Source organism: Streptomyces sp. NPDC001156, from assembly GCF_053598275.1.
On record NZ_JBSFJX010000136.1, the window covers coordinates 1 to 20,544 of the forward strand.

Here is a 20,544-nt window from a genome sequence, read left to right on the forward strand (position 1 = left end):
TCTCCCCAGCCCATTCCCCCTGCATGCACAACAGTCTGACCCCGCATCAGTACCTGCGGGGCCAGAACCAAAGATTTTCAGTGATCTTCTAGGCGCTGCAGTTCGGGAAGGTCGGCGTCGGCGCATCGGCGGTAGAACCGGTACAGCAGATCGCGGACCTGTTCCCGGTCCGGGCGGGTCCGGGCGGTGGCAAGCAGGTCCAGGAGGTCTTCCTTGGCGTTCCACGCGACGGTGATCGGCGCGCCGATCACCCTGGGCAGGTTGGACAGCTCGTCGAGGAGAGCGTCGACGTGCTCGCCGCGCATCCGGGCGGCAAAGCGGGTGAGCCGGTTGCGCAGTTCCCACTCGCGGTTGCCCTTGCGGCCGCGCCGGCCGCGGTGGGTCACGGTGACCCGGCGGCGGACCTCGGTGAGGGTCTGGTTCGCCAGCTGCACCAGGTGGAAGTGGTCCACGACCAGGGCTGCAGCCCTAGTGCGCTGCGCCCGTGGATCCCGGCGGCCTCCTGCCAGGGTCGGCCGCTGGGGACCGAAGGGACGCTACAGGCTTGCCGCGTGGTCGGGGACGTAGGTCTGCAGATCGCGGGGCGGGCGCTCGTATCCGGTCGACGGCGGCCGTTCGGGCAGTTCCAGCACCGGGGGCTGCACCTCGTGGTACGGAACCGAGTCGAGCAGATGGGCGATCATGTTGACCCGGGCCCGGCGCTTGTCGTCGCTCTCCACGATGTACCACGGGGCATCCGCGATGTCGGTGTGCACCAGCATCTCGTCCTTGGCCCGTGAGTACGCCTCCCAGTGGGTGAGCGACTCCAGGTCCATCGGCGAGAGCTTCCAGCGCCGCAACGGATCCTCCAGCCGGCGCCGGAAACGCTCCTGCTGTACGGCGTCGCTCACCGAGAACCAGTATTTGCGCAGCAGGATCCCGTCCTCCACCAGCATCCGCTCGAAGATCGGGCACTGCCGCAGGAACAACTGGTACTCCTCCGCCGTGCAGAAGCCCATCACGTGCTCGACTCCGGCCCGGTTGTACCAACTGCGGTCGAACAGCACGATCTCCCCGGCCGCGGGAAGATGCTCGACGTACCGCTGGAAGTACCACTGGGTGCGCTCGCGCTCGGTCGGCTTGGGCAGTGCCGCGATCCGCGCCAGCCGCGGATTGAGGTGTTCCGTCACCCGTTTGATGGTGCCGCCCTTGCCCGCCGCGTCCCGGCCCTCGAAGATGACGACCAACCGGGCGCCCTCCGCCCGCACCCATTCCTGCAGCCGCACCAACTCGCTCTGCAGGCGCAGCAGTTCCCGCTCGTACGTCTTGCGCGGCAGCGTTTCCGCATTGTTCCCGACCATGCCGCCTCCACCGGTCGATGACGTGCGGGCTCACCTGCCCGAATCCGTGCCCGCGGTCGGGCGCCAGCCGCCACCGTACTGACCGGCGCAGTTCCGCGCACGTCCGCCGCCCTCGGCCCTGCCCCGAGTGTCGTGCACGGCGTTACGGTGACGGAGACCGCCGTAACGCACCGAGTTCAGTGCGCCCCGCCGTCCGTGGTCCCCTGCTGGAATGCCCGTCATGGAAACCGAGCCGATCACCCTGTCCACCCCACGCCCCGTGCGTCGGCCCACTCTCGTGCAGGGCTGGCACGAACTGACCTTCATGCACTGGCCGGTGGCACCGGAGGAAGTGGCGGGGTTGCTGCCGGCCGGCACCCGGCCCGGCACGCTCGACGGGGTCACCTACGTCGGGCTGGTCCCCTTCACGATGCGGGGCGCGGGCCTCGGAGCGGGGCCCGGACTGCCGTATCTCGGCACGTTCTGCGAAACCAATGTGCGCTTGTACTCGGTCGACGGGGAGGGCAGACGCGGCGTGGTGTTCCGGTCGCTCGACGCCGCCCGTCTCCTTCCCGCGCTCGTGGGCCGGCTGGGCGTCCGGCTGCCCTACACCTGGTCGGCGATGCACCTGCGCCGTGAGCACGATGTCATCACCTATGGCTGCCGCCGACGCCTCCCGCCGGAAACCGGGCCGGCCAGCCGGGCCGTGGTGCGCATAGGCGGGCGGATCACGGAACCCACACCGCTGGAGCGGTTCCTGACCGCCCGCTGGGGCCTTCATGTCTCGTGGCACGGGCGCACCGTCCATCTGCCCGACGACCACCAGCCGTGGCCGCTGTACCGGGCGGAACTGCTGGACCTCGACGACGGCCTGGTCACCGCCGCAGGACTGCCCCGTATGACGCGTCCGCCGGTCAGCGTGCTCTACTCCCCGGAGTCGCCGTGCGCTTCGGGACCCCTTCCGTGCTGTCGCCTCTGCGGAGCCGGGGCCGGTAGCCCCGGCCCGAAGGGGGCGGACCGGTTGAGCGCCGGGGCCGGTGGTGGTGGTCAGGAGGAGGATCGCCGCCGTGGCGGACACGCCCGACGACGCGGCCCGCCGCCCCACGGACATGCCCGTCGTGCCGTGCCCTCCGCAGTCCCCTCCGCCCCCTGCGGGCACTGGTGGCACTCGTCCCGTCCGTCATCTCTCGCGACCGTGGCAGAACCTCCCGCCTCATTCGGCCGTCTCCATGAGGGGGGCCTTGACGTCCCCGGGCCGTCCGCAGGAGACAGGAGCCGAAAGGAAGACGCGTGCCCGTCATCAGTCAGCGGGTCCACTTGGTGCTGCTCACCGCCTGGACAGTCGTCTGGTTCGCCGCGGTCGAGCGGCACGGAGGATTCTCCTGGCACTACCTGCGCATCGGCGGGCAGCTGCTCTACGAGGGCACATCGGGCAGAGGCGACGGCGGTCTGAACCTGTACGCGCATCATCCCGAACTGCAGATGGGTCCGGTGAGCTTCCTGGTGGCGGGTCTGTTCAACCCGTTCGCCGAGGCCGTGGGACAGTTCCTGGCCGCCGCCCTGATGTCGGGGCTCGGCCTGGTGATCGTGGTTCTGGCCGGGCGCAGCGCCGCCTGGCACTTCCTGGGCACCGGTACCAACCACCAGCGGCTGCGGCAGCGTGTGCTGATCGCGGGCCTGGCCTTCATCCCGATGTGGATCGAGGTGTCGGTGCGCTTCGGCCATCTCGACGATGTCCTCGCGCTCTTCTTCACGGCCCTCGCAGTACAGTCCCTGACCCGCGGCAACGCGGCCGCGACCGGCGTCCTCCTGGCCCTGGCCATGGACTCCAAACCGACCGCGCTGGCCTTTCTGCCCCTGCTGCTCGCACTGCCGAGGCATCAGTGGTCGCGCGCGGGCCTGTGGTGCGCGGCCCTGGTCGCGGTCGTCTGGCTGCCGTTCTTCGTCGGAGCCCCGCACACGTTCGCCGCGGCCCAGTTCACCATCCCCAACCAACCGGCGTCCGCCCTGCGCTGGCTCGGCGTCGGCGATCCACGGACCCCTCCGTGGGACCGGCCGGCACAGGCCGCGCTCGGCCTCGCTCTCGGCTGTGCCGCCGTGTGGCGCGGCCGCTGGCCGGCGGTCGTCCTGCTCGGCGCCAACGCCCGGATCGTCCTCGACCCGAGCGTCTACACCTACTACACGGCGTCCGTCCTGCTCGGCACCCTGTTGTGGGACGTGATCGGGCAGCGGCGGCTCGTCCCCTGGTGGAGCTGGATCGGACTGCTCACCCTGTACGGCAGTGTCTTCGTCGTCCCCGACGACTCGGCGCGGGGCCTGATCCGCCTGGGCTTCGTGGCCGTGTCCACCGCGTACGTCCTCTTCTGGCCGCTGCGGGACAGGGGCGACCGGCGGCCCCGGTCCTCGGCCCGCCCCCGCGGTCCGGTCATTCCGCCGGCACGGCGAGGCGGGACGGAGCACTCGGCGGAGCGCATGCGCCCCGTACGCGAGCCCGTACAGGTCATGGCCTGAGCCTTCGCCCGAGCACCTCGGCCTTCGCCCGAGCACCTCGACGGTGCTCATCTGCGCCTGCTTCCCGTTGATCGACCGCAGCTGGCCCGTGGGCCCCCGCGTGGATCCCGGCACAGCGCTCCGGGCAACCGGCGGTGAGCTGCTCAGCGCCGTGCTTCGGATCATCCGGATCAGGCGGTGGCACCGGCGAGCGGTGGCCGCCGGACCGGCGGCGAGGCAGGGTGGAAGGCATGGGTTCCCGGCCGAGCCTTGGCAGTGGGCAGCCGTGGCAGTCGAGTCATGCGTTGCTTCTCCTTCCGATCGCGCTCATCGTGGCCATCACCGTGGTGGACATCCACTCCCCCGAGACCGTCCATCTGGGCCCGACACTGGTCATGGCGCCCGCCCTCACCCCGTCGTTCGCCGGGGCGCGGTCGACCGCCCTGATCGGGGCGCTGGCGGTGGCGGCCCAGGTCGTCATCGCCGTCCTCCATGGTGGGCTGACCACCACCAACCACATGGTGCAGATCGGCACCCTCGCCCTGCTCTCGGTCCTCTGTGTGATCTACTGCGCCATCCGGGACCGGCGCACTGCGCAGCTCGCCCAGGTCCGGTCCGTGGCCGAGGCGGCGCAGCATGTCCTGCTGTGGCCGCTGCCGGAACAGATCGGCCCTCTGAGGATCGCCTGCCTGTACCTGGCCGCCGAGGACGAGGCGCAGATCGGTGGCGACCTGTACGCGGCCACCCGCACCGAGCACGCGGTACGGATCCTGATAGGCGACGTACGCGGCAAGGGTCTGTCCGCCATCGGCGAGGCCGCGCTGCTGCTCGGTGCCTTCCGGGAGTCGGCGCACCGGCACGACTCCCTGCCGGAACTGGCCACTTCCCTCGAGGACAGCGTGAGCCGGTATCTGGCCGACTTCGAGCCCGACGAGGAGAAGGGCGAACGCTTCGCCACCGCCCTGCTGGTGGAGATACCCGACGGGGACGCGATCACGCGGATGACCAGCTGCGGGCATCCTCCCCCGCTGCTGCTCAGCCCCGGAAGCGCCGTCACCGTCCCGAGCCTGCACCCCGCACCCCCGATGGGGATCGGCAGGACGAGCCCGTCCGACTACACCCTGGACGTGTTCTCCTTCGAGCCCGGCGACACCCTGCTGCTCTACACCGACGGCGTCATCGAGGCACGGGACGGCGAAGGCAGTTTCTACCCGCTCACCGAACGCGTCGCCCACTGGACCCAGGCCAGCCCGGAGACGCTGTTGCACCACATCCGGCGCGACCTCTTCGAGCACACCGGGGCGCGCCTGGACGACGACGTCGCCCTCGTCGCCCTCCAGCGCATCCCCGCCGCCCCCCACGTCCACCATCACGGGCGGCTCATCCACGGCAACGGGTTCCGTCACCGGTCCGGGTCCCAGCAGGGAAGCAGATGACGAACCCGCCGCCCCCGGCTCCAGCGGCGGTGGACCGGCGTCAGGCGGCGAGAATCCCGGTGAACCGGTCGGTGCTGATGTTGCCGCCGGAGACGATGACACCGACCCTGCGCGGGAGACGGTCGACACGGTGGGCCAGAAGCGCGGCCAGCGCGCTGGCGCCGCTGGGTTCGACGACGATCTTCATCCGCTCGAAGGCGAACCGCATCGCGTCACGGATCTGGTCGTCGCTGACCAGGGCGATACCGTCCACCAACCGTCGGTTGACGGAGAAGGTGAGCTCACCGGGTATGTCCGCGGCCTGACCGTCGGCGATGGTCCGCGGCACCGGAACGGAGACGCGCCGGCCGGCCTCCAGGGACCGCTTGGTGTCGTCGCCGGCCTCCGGTTCGACGCCGATGACCCGGGTGCCGGACCGGAGCCCCCTGGCCGCCGTGGCGCTGCCGGCGATCAGGCCGCCGCCCCCGACGGGCACCACCAGGGCGTCCACATCCCCGACCTCTTCCAGCAGTTCGAGGGCCGCGGTGCCCTGCCCTGCGATGACATGCGGATGCTCGTACGGGGGGATGAGCGCCAGACCGCGGTCAGCGGCGAGTGCCTCGCCGATGGCGACCCGGTCGCCGGTGTACCGGTCGTAGGTGACGATCTCCGCGCCGTAGCCGGCGGTCGCCTCCATCTTGGAACGCGGGGTGTCCTCCGGCATGAGGATCACGGCGGTGGTGCCGAGTTCACGCGCGGCGAGTGCGACGGCCTGCGCGTGGTTGCCCGAGGAGTAGGCCGCGATGCCGTTCGCCATCTGTTCCGCGGACAGCCGGGAGGCGGCGTTGTACGCACCGCGGAACTTGAAGGCTCCGATCCGCTGGAAGTTCTCGCACTTGACGAAGACCTCGGCGCCGACCAGGGCGTCCAGGGTGCGTGACCGCAGTACGGGGGTGCGGTGCGCCACGCCCTTGATGCGCACGGCGGCGTCGCGGACGTCCTCCAGGGTGACGAACTGCGGGTCGGTCATGTGTGTTCTCCGTCCTGGTCGGTGCCGCCGGGCACGCTGACGTGCGCGCCGGGTGCGTCCGGCGCGGTCCTGGCCTCGGCGAGGGGTTGCGGGCTCAGGTCCGTCAGATCCCCGGCCGTTCGGCGACCTGCCGCGCCGCTCCACGGTCGTGGGTGCGGGCTCAGCGCCGCGATGACGGCGTCCCCTCCCTCAACCGGCGACTCCCTCCCGCCATCGGTCCCGGCAAGCGCCGGAATCTGTACGGAGAATCTAGATCGCCGGGCAGCAAATCCAAAGCCCCGCGCGCCTCGAGCGGAGTGGCCCGCCGGGGAGCGACGGCTGTGCGCCGGACGACCGGGGCGTGGGGGCGGCGGCATTCATGGCCTGTTCATCCAAGCGACAGGGAAAGTACCTTCACGAGGCACCCGAAACGCAAGGAAGGGGCCCATCGTCGGATATCGGACACCCGCAACATGAACAGAAAGCCATACCGACATGGGTCAGATACTTGCAGCCGTCGCGATGAAGATCGGTGTGGCGATCGCCGAGGCGATCGTCACGCGTCTCGCCTGGGAGCTGTGGGCCGCCTGCTCGCGCTACCTGCGTACGACCGCCACCCCCGCGGCCGCCGTCTGACGTACGGCCGCCACCTGGGCCGCCCCTGACGTGCCGGCGTTCCGCCCGCCGGCCCGGCACAAGGCCGCCGCGACGACTCCGCCCGGCCCGCCGGGCCACATACCGACACGTCGACGCCCGGCAGTGCACCACTGCCGGGCGTCGTGCTGTGCCGCGTCACATCTTGCCGACCGCGGCGGGGGACCCGGCATTGCGCTCGGTCGTCTTGTCGCCGGCCTTGCGGGTTCTGCCACCGCGCAGCAGATAGGTGGCACCGCCGACGGCCAGCGCGACGGGCCACTCCAGAGCCCCCGCGACCGTCATCGCTCCAAGTCCGCCGTAGAACACGAGATCCTTGGTCGACGGCATGCCGCCCGGCACTCGCGACGTCGCCGCCTTGGCCGTATACGCCATGTCACCCCTGGTGATGTACGGAATCTTCAGCGAAGGGTGCAGGGTACGCGTGTGCACGTGCAGGCCCGCTCCCTCGTGGGACTCCCTCATGGACTGGTCCCGGTCTTCTGTGGTCCCCACTGTCTTGGCCATCCCCTGGCCTCCTCTCACGGAGTCGGTGTGGTGTCCCCCTCTTCCACCCTGGTGCGCGCCTTCTGAAATACGGCGTATCCCCCATAGGACCGGGTATCCGCACATAGCGGATTTGAATCGATGTTTTATGGCTACTGATGCAAGCAAACGTCGGTCCGCCGGGAGCGGGTGATGCGCTGTGGCACTGCCGGGATGCGATCTGCTGCGTGCCGTCGTGTCGACCACCACCGGCGCGTTGTGGAACGGCAGCCGCCGGCGTGTACGGCACTTCGACGGGCGCCTCCATGTCGCCGTACGTGGTCTGCGCCAGGGCGAGATGCCCCACGCGGCCGCGACGAAGCTGGCCGCCGACGTGGAGCGTCGGCTCCGCGACGTACCCGGGGTGGCGTGGGCCGTGGTGAACACGGCACTCGGGCACGTCTTCGTCGGCACCGACGACTGCACCGACCCCGAGGAGATCGCGTCGGTCCTGATCGACGTGGTCGAGGGGGTCGAGGAGGCGCACGACGTCGAGCACCCGCTGCCCGACCACCCGCTCTCCGGGGGGACGGCCCGGAGAGCGGCGTCGGCCGTGGCCGCGCACCTCGGGGCCATGCCCCTGGCCGCGGCGGTGGGACTGACCCGGCGTGCCCCGCTGCCCGCCTGGGTCGCCTCCCTGGTCCCGATCGTCGAGTCCGAGCCGCGGCTCAGATCTCTGGTGGAGAAGGCGGTGGGCCGCGAGACCGCCGGAGTGGTCATGGCCGGGCTCACGGCGCTCGGTCAGGCGGCCTCCGGCGGACTCCTCGGGGCCGGTGTCGACGCCGTGGCGCACACCTTGCGGGTCATGGAGGCGAAGGCGGAAAGCGCCGCCTGGGCCGCGGCCGAGCCACGCCTGGCCGGCAGCCCGGAAGCCGGATCGAACGGCCCGGAACCAGCGCCCCCGCCCCGCGCGAAGGCCCTGAAGCGCGGACCGGTCGAGCGCTACGCCGATGAGGCGCCCCTGGTGGCCGCGGCGTCCTTCACCGGATCGCTTCTCATCACCCGGCGTCCCGGAAAGGCCGTCGCCGGCGCGCTGGCGGCCATCCCCAAGGCGCCGCTGCACGCCCGTGAGGGCTTCGCCTGCGCCTTCGGCCGGGGCCTGGCACACAGGGGCGTGCTCGTACCGTGTCCCGACGCACTGCGCAGGCTGGACCGGATCGGCACCCTGCTCCTGGACACGGACGTCCTGGCCACCGGCTCCCATCTGCTGGCCGATCTGATCGCCCTCGACGAGGACGCGCCCGCGGGAGAGCTCGCCGCGAAGGCGCACCGGCTGTTCGACGGTTCGGAGCCCGAGAGGCTGTCCCGGGACGGCGAGTGGACGCTGGGCCCCATCGAGTCCCTCGCGCAAGGAGACGAGGCGGCGCAGGCCCAGGAGCGCCTTCAGCGAGAAGGCGCCCGGCTCGTGCTCGGGCTCGCGCAGGAGGACCGTCTGGTAGCCGTGATCAGCGTGCTGCCGCAGTTGCACGACGCGGCGGGCGCCTTCGTTCCCGCCGCCCATGCCGCCGGACTGACCGTGGTGGTCGCGGGCACGCACACCGCCGATCCGGCCGTACGGGAGGCCGACGCGGTGCGCGACGCCGGCGAACGGCTGGTCGACTCGGTACGGGACCTCCAGCGCGGCGGCGACGGTGTACTGCTCGTCTCACGGGACCGGACGGCGCTCCGGGCCGCGGACGTGGGCGTAGGCGTCGCCGACGCGGACGGGATTCCTCCCTGGAACGCCGATCTGTACGTGGATCATGGTCCGGGTGGGGCCGTCCTGATCGTCCAGGCATGCCGCGGCGCCCGGGAGAGTGCGCGGCGCGGGGTGAGGCTCTCTCAGGCGTCCGCGACGGTGGGCGCGACGGCGGCGGTGGCCGCGGACTCGCGGCAACCCGAGAGACGCGGCACGACGGCGTACAACGCCGCGGCCGCCCTCGGGACCGCCGCCGGGGTCTGGTCGGCGGTCCGGCTGCTGCGCCGGCCGCTGCCGCCGACCGCCGAGTCCCGCCAGCCCTGGCACGCGATGGACCCGGCCACGGCCCTCGCCCGGACGGGCAGCCGTGCCGAGGGGCTGACGAGCGAGGAAGCACGGAACCGGGGCACCATCCCCGAGCAGCGGGGCGGCACGTCGTCGCTCGCCCGTGCCTATCTGATCGAGATGGCCAACCCGCTCACGCCCGTCCTCGCCGCCGGAGCGGCCATGTCCGCCTCGGTGGGCGCCGTCCTCGACGCCATCGTCATCGTGGCGGTCACCGGGCTCTCCGGATTCTTCGGCGGTTTCCAACGCCACCGCACCGAACGGGCGGTGGCCAAGCTGCGGCGCGAATCGGCCGTCATGGCCAAGGTGCTGCGGGACCGGAAGGAAACCACCGTGCCCGCGCAGCAGCTGGTGGTGGGCGACGTGGTGAACCTGAGCGCGGGTGCCGTGGTGCCGGCCGACGCGCGCCTGCTGGAAGCACACAATCTGGAGCTCGACGAGTCGGCGCTCACCGGCGAGTCGCTTCCGGTGGCCAAGGACGTGTCACCCGTACTGGCCTCGGACCTCGCCGACCGTACCTCCATGGTCTACGACGGCACCACCGTCGCGGCAGGGCGTGGCTGCGCGGTCGTCGTGGCGACCGGCAAGGCGACCGAGGCGAGCCGGGCCGCGGCGATCGGCCGGGGTGCCGCCCCCGCCGTCGGTGTGGAGCGCAGGCTGGCCCGGATCACCCGCGGCACCCTGCCCGTGGCCCTCGGTTCGGCCGCTGCCGTGATGGCCGCCGGAGCGTTGCGTGGGCGCCCGGTCCGGGACTCCGTCGGCGCGGGCGTGGGACTGGCCGTGGCCAGCGTCCCGGAAGGTCTGCCTTTCCTGGTCTCGGCGGCCCAACTCGCCTCCGCCAGAAGGCTGTCCGCACGAGGCGCCCTGGTCAGGGATCCTCGCACCATCGAGGCGGCCGGGCGCACCGACGTACTGTGCTTCGACAAGACCGGAACGCTCACCCACGGGCACATCTCCCTGGTCGCCGTGTCCGCCGACGGCGAGAGCCGGCTCCTGGAATCGCTGGGCGACGAGCAGCGTGCCGTACTGGCCGCCGCGCTGCGGGCGACACCGCGTCCGCACGGTGACGCGGGACTCGAGCACGCCACGGACGGCGCCGTCACCGACGGCGCCGAGGAGGCGGGAGTGCGCCGGACCATGGGAGCGCCGGGCTGGCGGCGCGAATCCAGCCTCCCGTTCGAGCCGAGTCGCGGCTTCCACGCCACCCTGAGCCAGTCCGAGGGAACGCACATCCTGTCGGTGAAGGGAGCGCCGGAGGAGGTCGTGGAGCGCTGTGCCACGCGTGAGGGACAGCCGCTGGACGAGGAGGGACGTGCGGACGTCCTCGCGGCCGGCGAGAAACTGGCGGCCGAGGGCCACCGCATCCTCGCGGTCGCCGAACTCCGGGGCGCCACGGTCGACGAGCTCACCGAGGAGGCCGTGCGCGATCTGGAGTTCCTCGGCTTCCTCGCGTTCGCCGACCGGGTGCGTGGTGAGGCAGCCGACGCGGTGCGCCAACTGGCCGACGCCGGGGTGCACATCGTGATGATCACCGGAGACCACCCGAGCACCGCCGGCACGACCGCCGCCGAACTCGGCGTTCTGGACGGCAGACGCGTGGTGACGGGCGCCGAACTCGACGACCTGGACGACGACGCGCTCGAGCGGCTGCTGCCCGACGTGGGTGTCGTCGCCCGCGGTACCCCCGTGCACAAGGTCCGTGTCGTGCAGGCGTTCCAACGCCTGGGCCGTACGGTCGCGATGACCGGTGACGGCGCCAACGACGCGCCGGCGATCCGGCTCGCGGACATCGGCATCGCGTTCGGCACCCGGGCCACGCCGGCCGCACGTGCGGCGGCCGACCTCGTCGTGACGGACGACCGGCTGGAGACGGTGCTCGCCGCGCTTGTGGAGGGCCGCGCCATGTGGGCCTCGGTGCGGCAGGCCCTGGCGATCCTCGTCGGCGGCAACCTCGGCGAGATCGCCTTCACCCTCATCGGCGCCGCGACGACCGGCACCTCGCCGCTGACGGCTCGTCAACTCCTCTTGGTGAACCTCTTCACGGACCTCGCACCGGCGATGGCGGTCGCCCTGCGCCCACCCCATCCCGAGGCCACCGAGCGCATGCTCCACGAGGGACCCGAGGTCTCGCTCGGCACGGCGCTGACCGAGGAGACCGTCGACCGTGCCGTGGCCACCGCCCTCGGCGCCCTGGCCGGCTGGCTCGTCGCCCGGTTCACCGGCCGTGCCGTGCGCGCCCGCACCGTCGCCCTGGTGGCGCTGGTCGGTGCGCAACTCGGCCAGACCTTGCTGGCCGGGGGCCGCAGCAGGTCGATCGTCCTCTCCTCCCTGGGCTCGATGGCGGCGCTCGCCGCCGTGGTCCAGACCCCGGTTCTCAGCCAGTTCTTCGGCTGCACGCCCCTCGGCCCCGTCGCCTGGGCGATCGCCCTGTCCGCGGCGGCCGGGGCGACGGTGAGTTCGCTGTTCCTCCCACCGCTCATCGGCCGCATTCGCAGCGCGGCGCTGCGACCGGCCGCCTCCACGGCGTAGCGTCGGTCCGTGCTGGTGGCAAGAGCTGAGACGCCAAGATGAAAGTCACAATTACGTATCGGACATTTGGCACTCCAATCTTCACGCCAGCCACACAAGTTGGCTAGGTTGTCGGCAGGCCGTACGACTCCCTCCGGCGAACCTCGCCGGGTCCAGCGGCCTCCGCCGAGCTCCGGTGCACCATCAGCACAGCGATGCCGGGGACCCAACCGACCATGGGGTGAATCGGCCCGACTGCCCCCAGGGCAAGGGTCGTGGGGAACGCCTCCCGGACTCGTCCGCCGGCACCGCACAGGGCCTGAGCGGCCTGGGGGCACCACCCCGTCGCCAACTCGGCAGACGGAGCACGGAAGGAGTACGTCTCCATGGCGCCGGAGCGAACGTCGCGCCCCGGAGGCTTCGGCCTCCCCGGTATGCCCGACTCCGACCGCACCGCCGCCTCATCCCTCACGGGGGACGACGGGCCGAGTCACGCCGAGGTCCAGCAGCGGATCCGCAACCTCTACGACCGGGCCGAGACCGACAGCGGGACCTTCAACGCCACCCGTGCGATGGCGGCGGGGACACGCAACCGCCCCGCCCCGGCCTTCAACGGGGAGCGCAGGCGCGTCGATCCCGTCCTCGACGCCATCGCCAAGGAGTGGTTCGACGCGGCGCGCGAGAGCGTCGGTCCCACCGTCCCGGCAGCGCTCCCGGCCGACAGAATGCCGGACAGCGCGCCCGAGCCGCGGCCCGTGGTCCCGGCGCGGCGTCCGGCGGACGATCTCCCGGCGATCGAGTGGGGCAGGAACGACCGTGCCCTCCCGGAGCTCACCGCCGGGCCGGCCGGAGCTACCGCCCGGCCTTTGGAGCTCACCGCCGGGCCCGTCTCGGCGCTGCCCGCCGCGCCGCGGACACGGCGGGAGACCGAGCCGCCCATGGCCCTGCCCGCGCCCGCCGCCAAGTCCTGGCCCTCCCCCTTGACGGGCTCCAAGGAGCGGCACCAGCAGAAGCTTGCCGCTGCCCGCGAGATGCTGGCCCGGCACGCGGCAGCACTCCGCACGCCACTCGCGGCGATCGAACCCCCGCGTCCCACAGCGACGGGACAGACCGGTGCCCCCGTCGAGGCGGTATGGCAGCCGCAGCAACCGTCCCTCCCCGGCCTTGAGTCGTCGGCCGCGCCTGCCGGGGCGAGCCCCTCCTTCGGGGCCCCGGTCGCCCCGGACACGTCACTCGGCAACGGTGCCTTCGCCGCCACCGCCTCCTACATCCCCATGGACCCGTACGCCGACGCCCTCGGCCCCGTAGACCTGTACGCCGACGCCTTCGCCCCCATGGACACGTACGCCGACACCCTCGGCCCCACGGACGCGTACGCGGGTGCCGCCGCCACCGACCCGTACGCCGGTTCCATCACCACCGACCCGTTGGCCGACACCACCAACACCGGCACATTCACCACGGTGACCGGCACCGACCCCTTCGCCGACACCACCGGCACCGGCACATTCACCACGGTGCCCCCCACCGACCCGATCGCCGGAGCCACCGCCACCGACCCGTTCGTCGCCGCTACCAGCACCGGCACATTCGCCGTCGCACCCGGCGCCGACCCCTACGCCACCGCCCCCGCCATCGGTCCCCAGGCCACCCCGGCAGAGGCTGGCGCCACGCCGGTGAGCGGGCACGACGTGAAGGCCGCGAAGGCCCTCGCCTTCGCCCGTGCGCAGATCGGCAAGCCGTGCGTATGGGGTGCGAGCGGACCCGACTCGTATGACGCCGCCGGCCTCACCCAGGCCGCCTGGAGGGCAGCCGGGGTCGTCCTTCCGCGTGCCGCGCAGGAGCAGGCGGCCATGGGTACGGCGATCCCGCTGACCGACCTCCGGCCCGGAGACCTGATCTTCTTCTACGACACCGCCGACCACGTCGGCATCTACGCCGGCGACGCCATGATGGTCCACGCCTCCAGCCCCGGTTCCTTCATCCGCGAGGAGTCGATCTTCTTCGCCGGGAACTCGGCGATCCACGGCGCGGCACGCCCCGCATGACCTGGCATTCCGCCCCGCGTCCTGCGGGGCGGCGTCAGGCTCCCTGATCCTCCGGGTGCCGCGGCTCACCTGGCAGTAGATACGGAAGGATCGCCGTGCCCGCGCCGACGTGCGGCGGGTGGCTTCGCGTAGGAATGTGGGGCTGTGCGAAGCATAGGTGCCATTCCGTGGCGCCGGGCAGGGGACCGGCGGGGGTGGCTGCGCGGCGCGCCGCCACCGCGGTGGGTGCGGATCCTGCCGATCTTCCTGCTGCTGATCGTCGGCATCATCACCCTGGTGAGCCCCCAACCACTCAACATCGGCTTCCTGCTCGGCGCCATCCCACCCCTTGCCGTGCTCTCCTACGGGCCGGCGGCGACGGCCGTACTCGGCGCCCTGGTCATCGGACTGCAGCACACGAGGGTCTTCCACCTGGACCAGCCCGGCAGCGCCGACCTGCTCACCATCAGCTTCGTCGCACTGCTGAGCGTGTTCGTGTCGTATGTCCGCAGCCACCGGGACGCCCAGCTCGATCTGGAACGCACCGTGGCCGAAGCCGCCCAGAACGCCCTCGCTCCCCCGCTGCCCGAGCAGGTCGGCCCCGTCCACTGCACCGGGCTGTACCGCGCGGCACAGCGCGGGACGCTCGTCGGCGGCGACTTCTTCGATGTGCGCAAGAGTCCCGGCGGGGTGCGGGCGGTCATGGGCGACGTACAGGGTCACGGGCTGTCCGCCGTGGCGACCGTCGCATCCCTGCTCGGCGCCTTCAGGGAAGCGGTGCTCGATCAGCCGGACCTTCCGTCGGTCGCCGCCCGGCTGGACCGCAGACTGGCCGTGGACTCGACCGAAGAGCGGCGACCGGAACTCTTCGCGACCGCGGTACTCCTCGAGTTCACCCCCGACGCCCGCACCGTCCGGATCATCGTGTGCGGCAGTCCGCCGCCCCTGCTGCTCCAGGACGGCAAGGCCACCGAAGTACAGGTCACACCTGGTACGCCGCTGGGGCTCGGCCTGTCTCCGGGAGGTACGTACGACGAGGTCGCCCTGCCGCTGAGGCGCGACGACCGGGTGTTCCTGGCGTCCGACGGCATCTGGGAGGCCAGAGACACCGAGGGCACGTTCTACCCGCTGGTCGACCGGCTCCCGCAGCTGGCGGTCGAGGATCCGACCAGGACCGCGGAGAATGTGTGGGCGGATCTCGTCCGTCACTGCGGCACCGTCCGCGACGATGCCACCATGCTCCTCCTCGCCCCCGAGCCCGGAGGCGACGGATGAGCCGGGGCAGGGGCGGCATCGGCAGGTCCGGTCGCCCGCGAGACGGTCGGCAGGGGAAGGGCACCCCCCGGATTTCAGCTCCCGCCTCTGCACATAACATGGCCTTATGAGGGCATAGACCGGACCCGAGTACCAGGTAAGGTTTGCCTTAGTTTAGGGTTTCCCGACGAGCCGCCTGTCACCGCTCGAAGGGAACCTGATCATGCCCCGCCCCCTCCGGGTAGCCATAGTCGGAGCCGGTCCCGCCGGTATCTACGCCGCCGACGCGCTGCTGAAGTCCGAGGTGGCCGCCGAGCCCGGTGTGTCCATCGACATCTTCGAGCGCATGCCGGCCCCGTTCGGCCTCATCCGGTATGGCGTCGCCCCCGACCACCCGCGGATCAAGGGCATCATCACGGCCCTGCACCAGGTCCTCGACAAACCGCAGATCCGGCTGTTCGGCAACGTCGACTACCCGGCCGACATCAGCCTGGACGACCTGCGCACGTTCTATGACGCCATGATCTTCTCCACGGGTGCGACGGCCGACCGCGCCCTCGACATCCCCGGCATCGATCTCGACGGCTCCTACGGCGCGGCCGACTTCGTGTCCTGGTATGACGGGCACCCGGACGTGCCGCGGACCTGGCCGCTCACGGCACAGAAGGTCGCCGTCCTCGGCGTCGGCAACGTCGCGCTCGACGTGGCCCGCATCCTGGCCAAGACGGCGGACGAGCTCCTGCCCACCGAGATCCCGCCGAACGTCTACGACGGCCTCAAGGCCAACGAGGCGCTCGAGATCCATGTCTTCGGCCGCCGCGGCCCGGCGCAAGCCAAGTTCAGCCCCATGGAGCTGCGGGAGCTGGACCACTCCCCCAGCATCGAGGTCATCGTCGACCCCGAGGACATCGACTACGACGAGGGCTCGATCGCGACGCGGCGCGGCAACAAGCAGGCCGACATGGTCGCCAAGACGCTGGAGAACTGGGCCATCCGGGACGTCGGCGACCGGCCGCACAAGCTGTTCCTGCACTTCTTCGAGTCGCCCGCCGAGATCCTCGGCGAGGACGGCAGGGTCGTCGGCCTGCGCACCGAGCGCACGGCCCTCGACGGCACGGGCAACGTCAGGGGCACGGGCACGTTCCGGGACTGGGACATCACCGCGGTCTACCGTGCCGTCGGTTACCTGTCGGACTCCCTGCCCAAGCTGCCGTGGGACATCGAGTCGGGCACGGTGCCCAACGAGGGCGGCCGGGTCATCGAGGAGAGCGGCGCGCATCTGCAGTCCACGTATGTGACGGGCTGGATCCGGCGCGGCCCGGTGGGCCTCATCGGCCACACCAAGGGCGACGCCAACGAGACCGTGGCCTCACTGCTGGACGACCACGCGAACGGCCGCCTGCACACGCCCGCCTCCCCGGCGCCCGAGGCCGTGGACGCGTTCCTCGCAGAGCGGGGCATCCGTTTCACCACCTGGGAGGGCTGGTACCGCCTCGACGCGGCGGAGAAGGCCCTCGGGGAACCGCAGGAGCGGGAGCGAGTGAAGATCGTCGAGCGTGCGGACATGCTCCGGGCGAGCGGCGCCTGAACGCCGGCGCCGCCCGGCCGAGGCGGATCAAGCCACGGCCGGGCGGCGGCCCGCCGAGCAGGATGCCCTGCCCGGCGGTTCCCCCCGAGGCAGGTCAGGCAAGCTGACCAGGTTCGCCACGTTCGTCGGGGAGTTCGGTGCTCCGCCGCGGTCGGTCCCGACCTGGGCGGATGCCGGTTTGATCAGCCGGTGTAGGAGGAGAAGACGCGCGTGTAGTCCCAGGCCTGCTGGCTCACTCCGGAGCAGCTGTCGGCCGGGCCTCCGGTGCAGGGACGGTCGCGGTTGGCGGACCAGAAGGTCAGCCGTGCCAGGTGGTGCTGCTGCGCGTAGCCGAGAATGGTGCGGAAGTCGGCGACGGTGACGGTCTCGTTCTGGTCGGTGATGCCGTTCATCGACGAGATGCCCATGTCACGGTAGGCCTGGTCGTCGCTGTAGCCGTACGCGTTCTTCACCGCCGTCTTGAGGCCTTCGGCGGCCCGCAGGGTGAGCGTGCCCATGTTCTGACCGGCGCCGCCGAAGTCGAACGGCATGATGGTCCAGCTGTCCACGGTGAGGCCCGACGCGGCGGCCCGGTTGATCAGGCTTGTGTCAGGGCCGCTCTGGTCGGTGCCGATGGTGACGTACACCTTCAGGCCCGGGTTGTTCGCCTTCACGGTCTTCAGCGCGTCGACCGTGCGCTGCTGCACGGTCGGGTTGCTGTACGCGTCGGCCTCGATGTCGATGTCGATCGCCTTCAGGCTGTAGGCGTTGATCACCTTCTGGTACGCGGACGCGAGCTCACCCGCGCTGGAGCATGAGCTCTCCAGCTTGTTGCCGCTGTAGCCGCCGAAGGACGGAATCACATCCCCGCCGTTCGCCCGGACCGTGTTGACGGTCTGCTGGTCGACGCCGCCGGTGAGCGGACGGCCGCCGTCCCACTGCGGGTTGCAGTAGCCATTGCTGAGCACGAAGGCCAGCGTGAACCACTTGACGCCGGTCGCGTTGGTGATGGTGGTCGGGCTCGGCGGGTCGCCCCAGCCGTTGTAGAGGTAGGGGGCCACGGCCATCGGGGCGGCGGGATTCGTGCCGCCGGAGGAGGGTGCCGTCCACTTCTGGTTGGCGCCGCCGGTGCAGCTCCAGATCTGGGTCGGGGTGCCGTTGGCCGAGTTGTTGTCCACGACATCGAGGCACTTGTCGGCCTGCGGGTTGACGATGTCGTGCGCGGCGGTCACGGTCCACTTCTGGTTGGTTCCGCCGGTACACGACCACAACTGGATGCGGGCCCCGTTGGCGGTCGATTTGCCGGTCACATCAAGGCACTTGCCGAGTGCGCGGATCGTGCCGTCGGTGCCGACCGTCCATTGCTGGGCGGCGGTGCCATTGCAGTCGTAGAGCTGTACGGGGGTGCCGTCGGCGGAGTTGGCGCCGGCGACGTCGAGGCACTTGCCCGCGAGACCGGTGATGGCACCGGTGGCGGCGGCAGCGGGGGACGCGCTGAGCGCGGTGGCGGACAGGGCGAGCAGAGACACCGCGAGGGCGGCGCGAGCGGCGGTCGGGGAGCGCATGAATCTCCCTTTCTCGATGTGGGGGAGACAGCGAAGTGGTTACTTCAGACCGCGATTTAAGAAGTGAACTAAGGGGCTGTCAAGACTTTGGTACAGACCAGTGCTCGTTCTCCTCGAACCGGTCCCTGGCGCCCGCGGACAGCACGGAAATATGAGGGACTACGGCACCCGAACGTCCGCGCTCGCACGCGCCGCGAAGGTGCCGCAAGGAGGGTGCAGTTGGGCCGCGCGCCCTCCTTGCGGAGCAGTCCCACGCGACAGGGGGGCGGGTGCGTACGAGGGTGGAGGTCATGATTGAGGCCCACTCCCTGACCAAGCGCTACGGAGCACGCACCGCCGTCGACGACCTCGGGTTCACCGTGCGCCCCGGCATCGTGACCGGTTTCCTCGGACCCAACGGGGCCGGGAAGTCCACCACGATGCGCATGCTGCTGGGGCTGGACGCGCCCACCTCGGGCCGGGCCGTCGTCAACGGCCGCAGCTATGCCCGGCACAGGGCGCCGCTGCACGAGGCGGGCGCGATGCTGGAGGCACGCTCCGTCCACACCGGGCGCAGCGCGTACCACCATCTGCTGGCACTCGCCGCGACCCACGGCATCTCCAAGCGCCGGGTGAACGAGGTGATCGACCTGGTCGGACTGCGTGCAGTGGCGAAGAAACGGGTCGGCGGCTTCTCCCTGGGAATGGGCCAGCGGCTCGGTATCGCCGGCGCACTGCTCGGCGACCCGGCGACGGTGATCCTCGACGAGCCCGTCAACGGCCTGGATCCGGAGGGGATCCTGTGGATCCGCAACCTGCTCAAGGGGCTGGCCGCCGAGGGCCGCACGGTCCTCGTCTCCTCCCATCTGATGTCGGAGATGGCGCAGACCGCCGAACACCTGATCGTGATCGGGCGCGGGCGGCTGATCGCGGACACCTCGGTGACGGAGTTCGTCGCGCGGGCCGCGAAGGACGTGGTGCGGGTGCGCACCGACGAGGCGGAGAAGCTTTCCGGACTGCTGGCAGGTCCGAACGTGTCGATCGCCCCGCAGGAGCCGGGTGTGCTGGAGGTGACCGGCCTCGGCAGTGAGCGCATCGGGCGGATCGCGGCCGAGCATGGCATCGCGCTGGCCGAACTGACACCGCAGCAGGCGTCGTTGGAGGACGCCTTCATGGAACTGACGCGAGACGCAGTGGAGTACCAGGCACCCGCGCCACAACTCATCGGCGCGGGCGGCGAAGGACTGGCGGCATGACGACGGCATCGCCGATCCCCGCCGCGGAGCGGGGGCATGTCACTCAGGTGCGGGTGATCCGCTCCGAGTGGATCAAGTTGCGCTCCCTGCGGTCCACGGTGTTCGCCCTGCTCGCGGCCGTCGTCGCGATGATCGGCCTGGGCTTCCTGTTCAGTTACTTCACCGCCGCCCGCTGGGACCGTCTGCCGCCGGAGGAACGGCTCGTCTTCGATCCGACGATGGTGAGTCTGCGCGGCCTCTACCTCGCCCAACTGGCCATCGGCGTGCTCGGCGTACTGGTCGTCAGCGGCGAGTACGCCAGCGGAATGATCCGGGCCTCGCTGTCCGCGGTGCCGCGCCGGCTTCCGGTGCTGTGGGCGAAGGCCCTGGTGTACGCGGCGGTCGCTTGGCTGTTGATGACGTGCGCCTCACTGGCGGCGTTCCTGCTCGGCCAGACCGCCCTGGCCGGCCATCATCTCCAGACCTCGCTGAGCAGTCCCGGCGTGCTGCGCGGGGTCCTCGGCACCGGTCTGTATCTGACGGTCGTGGGCCTGATCGGTGTGGCGCTGGGTGCGCTGCTCCGCAGCACCGCGGGCGGCATCACCGCCGTCTTCGCCCTGCTGCTGGTGTTGCCGGTGCTCGCCCAGGCACTGCCGTCATCCTGGTACGACACGATCAACCCCTATCTGCCGAGCACCGCCGGGCAGAGCCTCATCCACGTCCAGCAGCAGCCGCACACCGCGGCACCGTGGACGGGATTCGCGGTGTTCTGCCTCTACGCGCTGGCGGCGCTGGTGTGTGCCGCGGTGGCACTGAAACGGCGGGATGCCTGAGCAGGTGTGACACCTGCACCTTGCGCCGCGCCCGCCGCTGCTCGAAACCGTTCCTAGTCAGTGAGCAGGAGTGGGTCTTGTACCCAATCCTGGTCAACTGGCGCATCCCGAACGGTGGTGGATGCACTGGTCTCCCGCGTT

Annotated in this window: 14 protein-coding genes and 1 pseudogene; 10 read left to right on the forward strand and 5 right to left on the reverse strand. The window is 71.2% G+C overall.

Annotated features, from left to right (window positions below):
- Positions 1-77: 77 nt before the first annotated feature.
- Positions 78-509: a transposase gene (locus ACWDA7_RS37250; protein ID WP_450610461.1), complete on the reverse strand. Its 432-nt coding sequence runs from the start codon at positions 507-509 to the stop codon at positions 78-80.
- Positions 510-536: 27 nt separating this feature from the next.
- Positions 537-1,340 (reverse strand): polyphosphate kinase 2, encoded by an 804-nt coding sequence (gene ppk2 / locus ACWDA7_RS37255; RefSeq protein WP_450610438.1) that lies wholly within the window; start codon positions 1,338-1,340, stop codon positions 537-539.
- A gap of 304 nt (positions 1,341-1,644) precedes the next feature.
- Between ppk2 and ACWDA7_RS37260 the strand changes: the two are divergent.
- The 3 genes and pseudogenes from ACWDA7_RS37260 to ACWDA7_RS37270 form a co-directional block, all read left to right on the forward strand.
- A pseudogene (locus ACWDA7_RS37260) lies at positions 1,645-2,199 on the forward strand (YqjF family protein); the annotation flags it as partial.
- Between the two features lie 410 nt (positions 2,200-2,609).
- On the forward strand, positions 2,610-3,830 hold the full coding sequence (locus ACWDA7_RS37265) for a hypothetical protein (RefSeq protein WP_450610439.1): 1,221 nt from the start codon (positions 2,610-2,612) through the stop codon (positions 3,828-3,830).
- 230 nt (positions 3,831-4,060) lie between these two features.
- Complete coding sequence (locus ACWDA7_RS37270; protein WP_450610441.1) at positions 4,061-5,245, forward strand: PP2C family protein-serine/threonine phosphatase; 1,185 nt, start codon at positions 4,061-4,063, stop codon at positions 5,243-5,245.
- 40 nt (positions 5,246-5,285) lie between these two features.
- Here ACWDA7_RS37270 and ACWDA7_RS37275 read toward each other — a convergent pair whose 3' ends face one another.
- A complete protein-coding gene (locus ACWDA7_RS37275; protein ID WP_450610443.1) occupies positions 5,286-6,254 on the reverse strand; it encodes a pyridoxal-phosphate dependent enzyme in 969 nt (322 codons plus the stop codon).
- 474 nt (positions 6,255-6,728) lie between these two features.
- On the opposite strand from ACWDA7_RS37275, the gene ACWDA7_RS37280 reads away from it, so the two are divergent.
- Positions 6,729-6,869, forward strand: coding sequence for a hypothetical protein (locus tag ACWDA7_RS37280; protein WP_450610445.1), 141 nt, complete (start codon positions 6,729-6,731; stop codon positions 6,867-6,869).
- Between the two features lie 156 nt (positions 6,870-7,025).
- Here ACWDA7_RS37280 and ACWDA7_RS37285 read toward each other — a convergent pair whose 3' ends face one another.
- Positions 7,026-7,394 carry a hypothetical protein gene (locus ACWDA7_RS37285; protein WP_450610447.1) on the reverse strand — a complete coding sequence of 123 codons (369 nt, stop codon included), beginning with the start codon at positions 7,392-7,394 and terminating at the stop codon, positions 7,026-7,028.
- 178 nt (positions 7,395-7,572) lie between these two features.
- Between ACWDA7_RS37285 and ACWDA7_RS37290 the strand changes: the two genes are divergently transcribed.
- The 4 genes from ACWDA7_RS37290 to ACWDA7_RS37305 all read left to right on the forward strand — a co-directional run bounded on the left by ACWDA7_RS37290 (position 7,573) and on the right by ACWDA7_RS37305 (position 16,812).
- Complete coding sequence (locus tag ACWDA7_RS37290) at positions 7,573-11,964, forward strand: HAD-IC family P-type ATPase (protein WP_450610448.1); 4,392 nt, start codon at positions 7,573-7,575, stop codon at positions 11,962-11,964.
- Positions 11,965-12,329: 365 nt separating this feature from the next.
- Complete coding sequence (locus ACWDA7_RS37295) at positions 12,330-13,991, forward strand: NlpC/P60 family protein (protein ID WP_450610450.1); 1,662 nt, start codon at positions 12,330-12,332, stop codon at positions 13,989-13,991.
- 144 nt (positions 13,992-14,135) lie between these two features.
- The gene (locus ACWDA7_RS37300) at positions 14,136-15,245 is read left to right on the forward strand and encodes a PP2C family protein-serine/threonine phosphatase (protein WP_450610452.1); all 1,110 of its coding nucleotides are present in this window, start codon (positions 14,136-14,138) and stop codon (positions 15,243-15,245) included.
- 202 nt (positions 15,246-15,447) lie between these two features.
- Positions 15,448-16,812: an FAD-dependent oxidoreductase gene (locus ACWDA7_RS37305; protein WP_450610454.1), complete on the forward strand. Its 1,365-nt coding sequence runs from the start codon at positions 15,448-15,450 to the stop codon at positions 16,810-16,812.
- 182 nt (positions 16,813-16,994) lie between these two features.
- Here the strand turns inward: ACWDA7_RS37305 and ACWDA7_RS37310 are convergent, their stop codons facing one another.
- Positions 16,995-18,356 carry a lectin gene (locus ACWDA7_RS37310; protein ID WP_450610455.1) on the reverse strand — a complete coding sequence of 454 codons (1,362 nt, stop codon included), beginning with the start codon at positions 18,354-18,356 and terminating at the stop codon, positions 16,995-16,997.
- 290 nt (positions 18,357-18,646) lie between these two features.
- Between ACWDA7_RS37310 and ACWDA7_RS37315 the strand changes: the two genes are divergently transcribed.
- The gene (locus ACWDA7_RS37315; protein WP_450610457.1) at positions 18,647-19,591 is read left to right on the forward strand and encodes an ATP-binding cassette domain-containing protein; all 945 of its coding nucleotides are present in this window, start codon (positions 18,647-18,649) and stop codon (positions 19,589-19,591) included.
- Positions 19,588-20,403: an ABC transporter permease subunit gene (locus tag ACWDA7_RS37320; protein ID WP_450610459.1), complete on the forward strand. Its 816-nt coding sequence runs from the start codon at positions 19,588-19,590 to the stop codon at positions 20,401-20,403. The genes ACWDA7_RS37315 and ACWDA7_RS37320 overlap by 4 nt, the downstream gene beginning before the upstream one ends.
- The last annotated feature ends 141 nt before the right edge of the window (positions 20,404-20,544 follow it).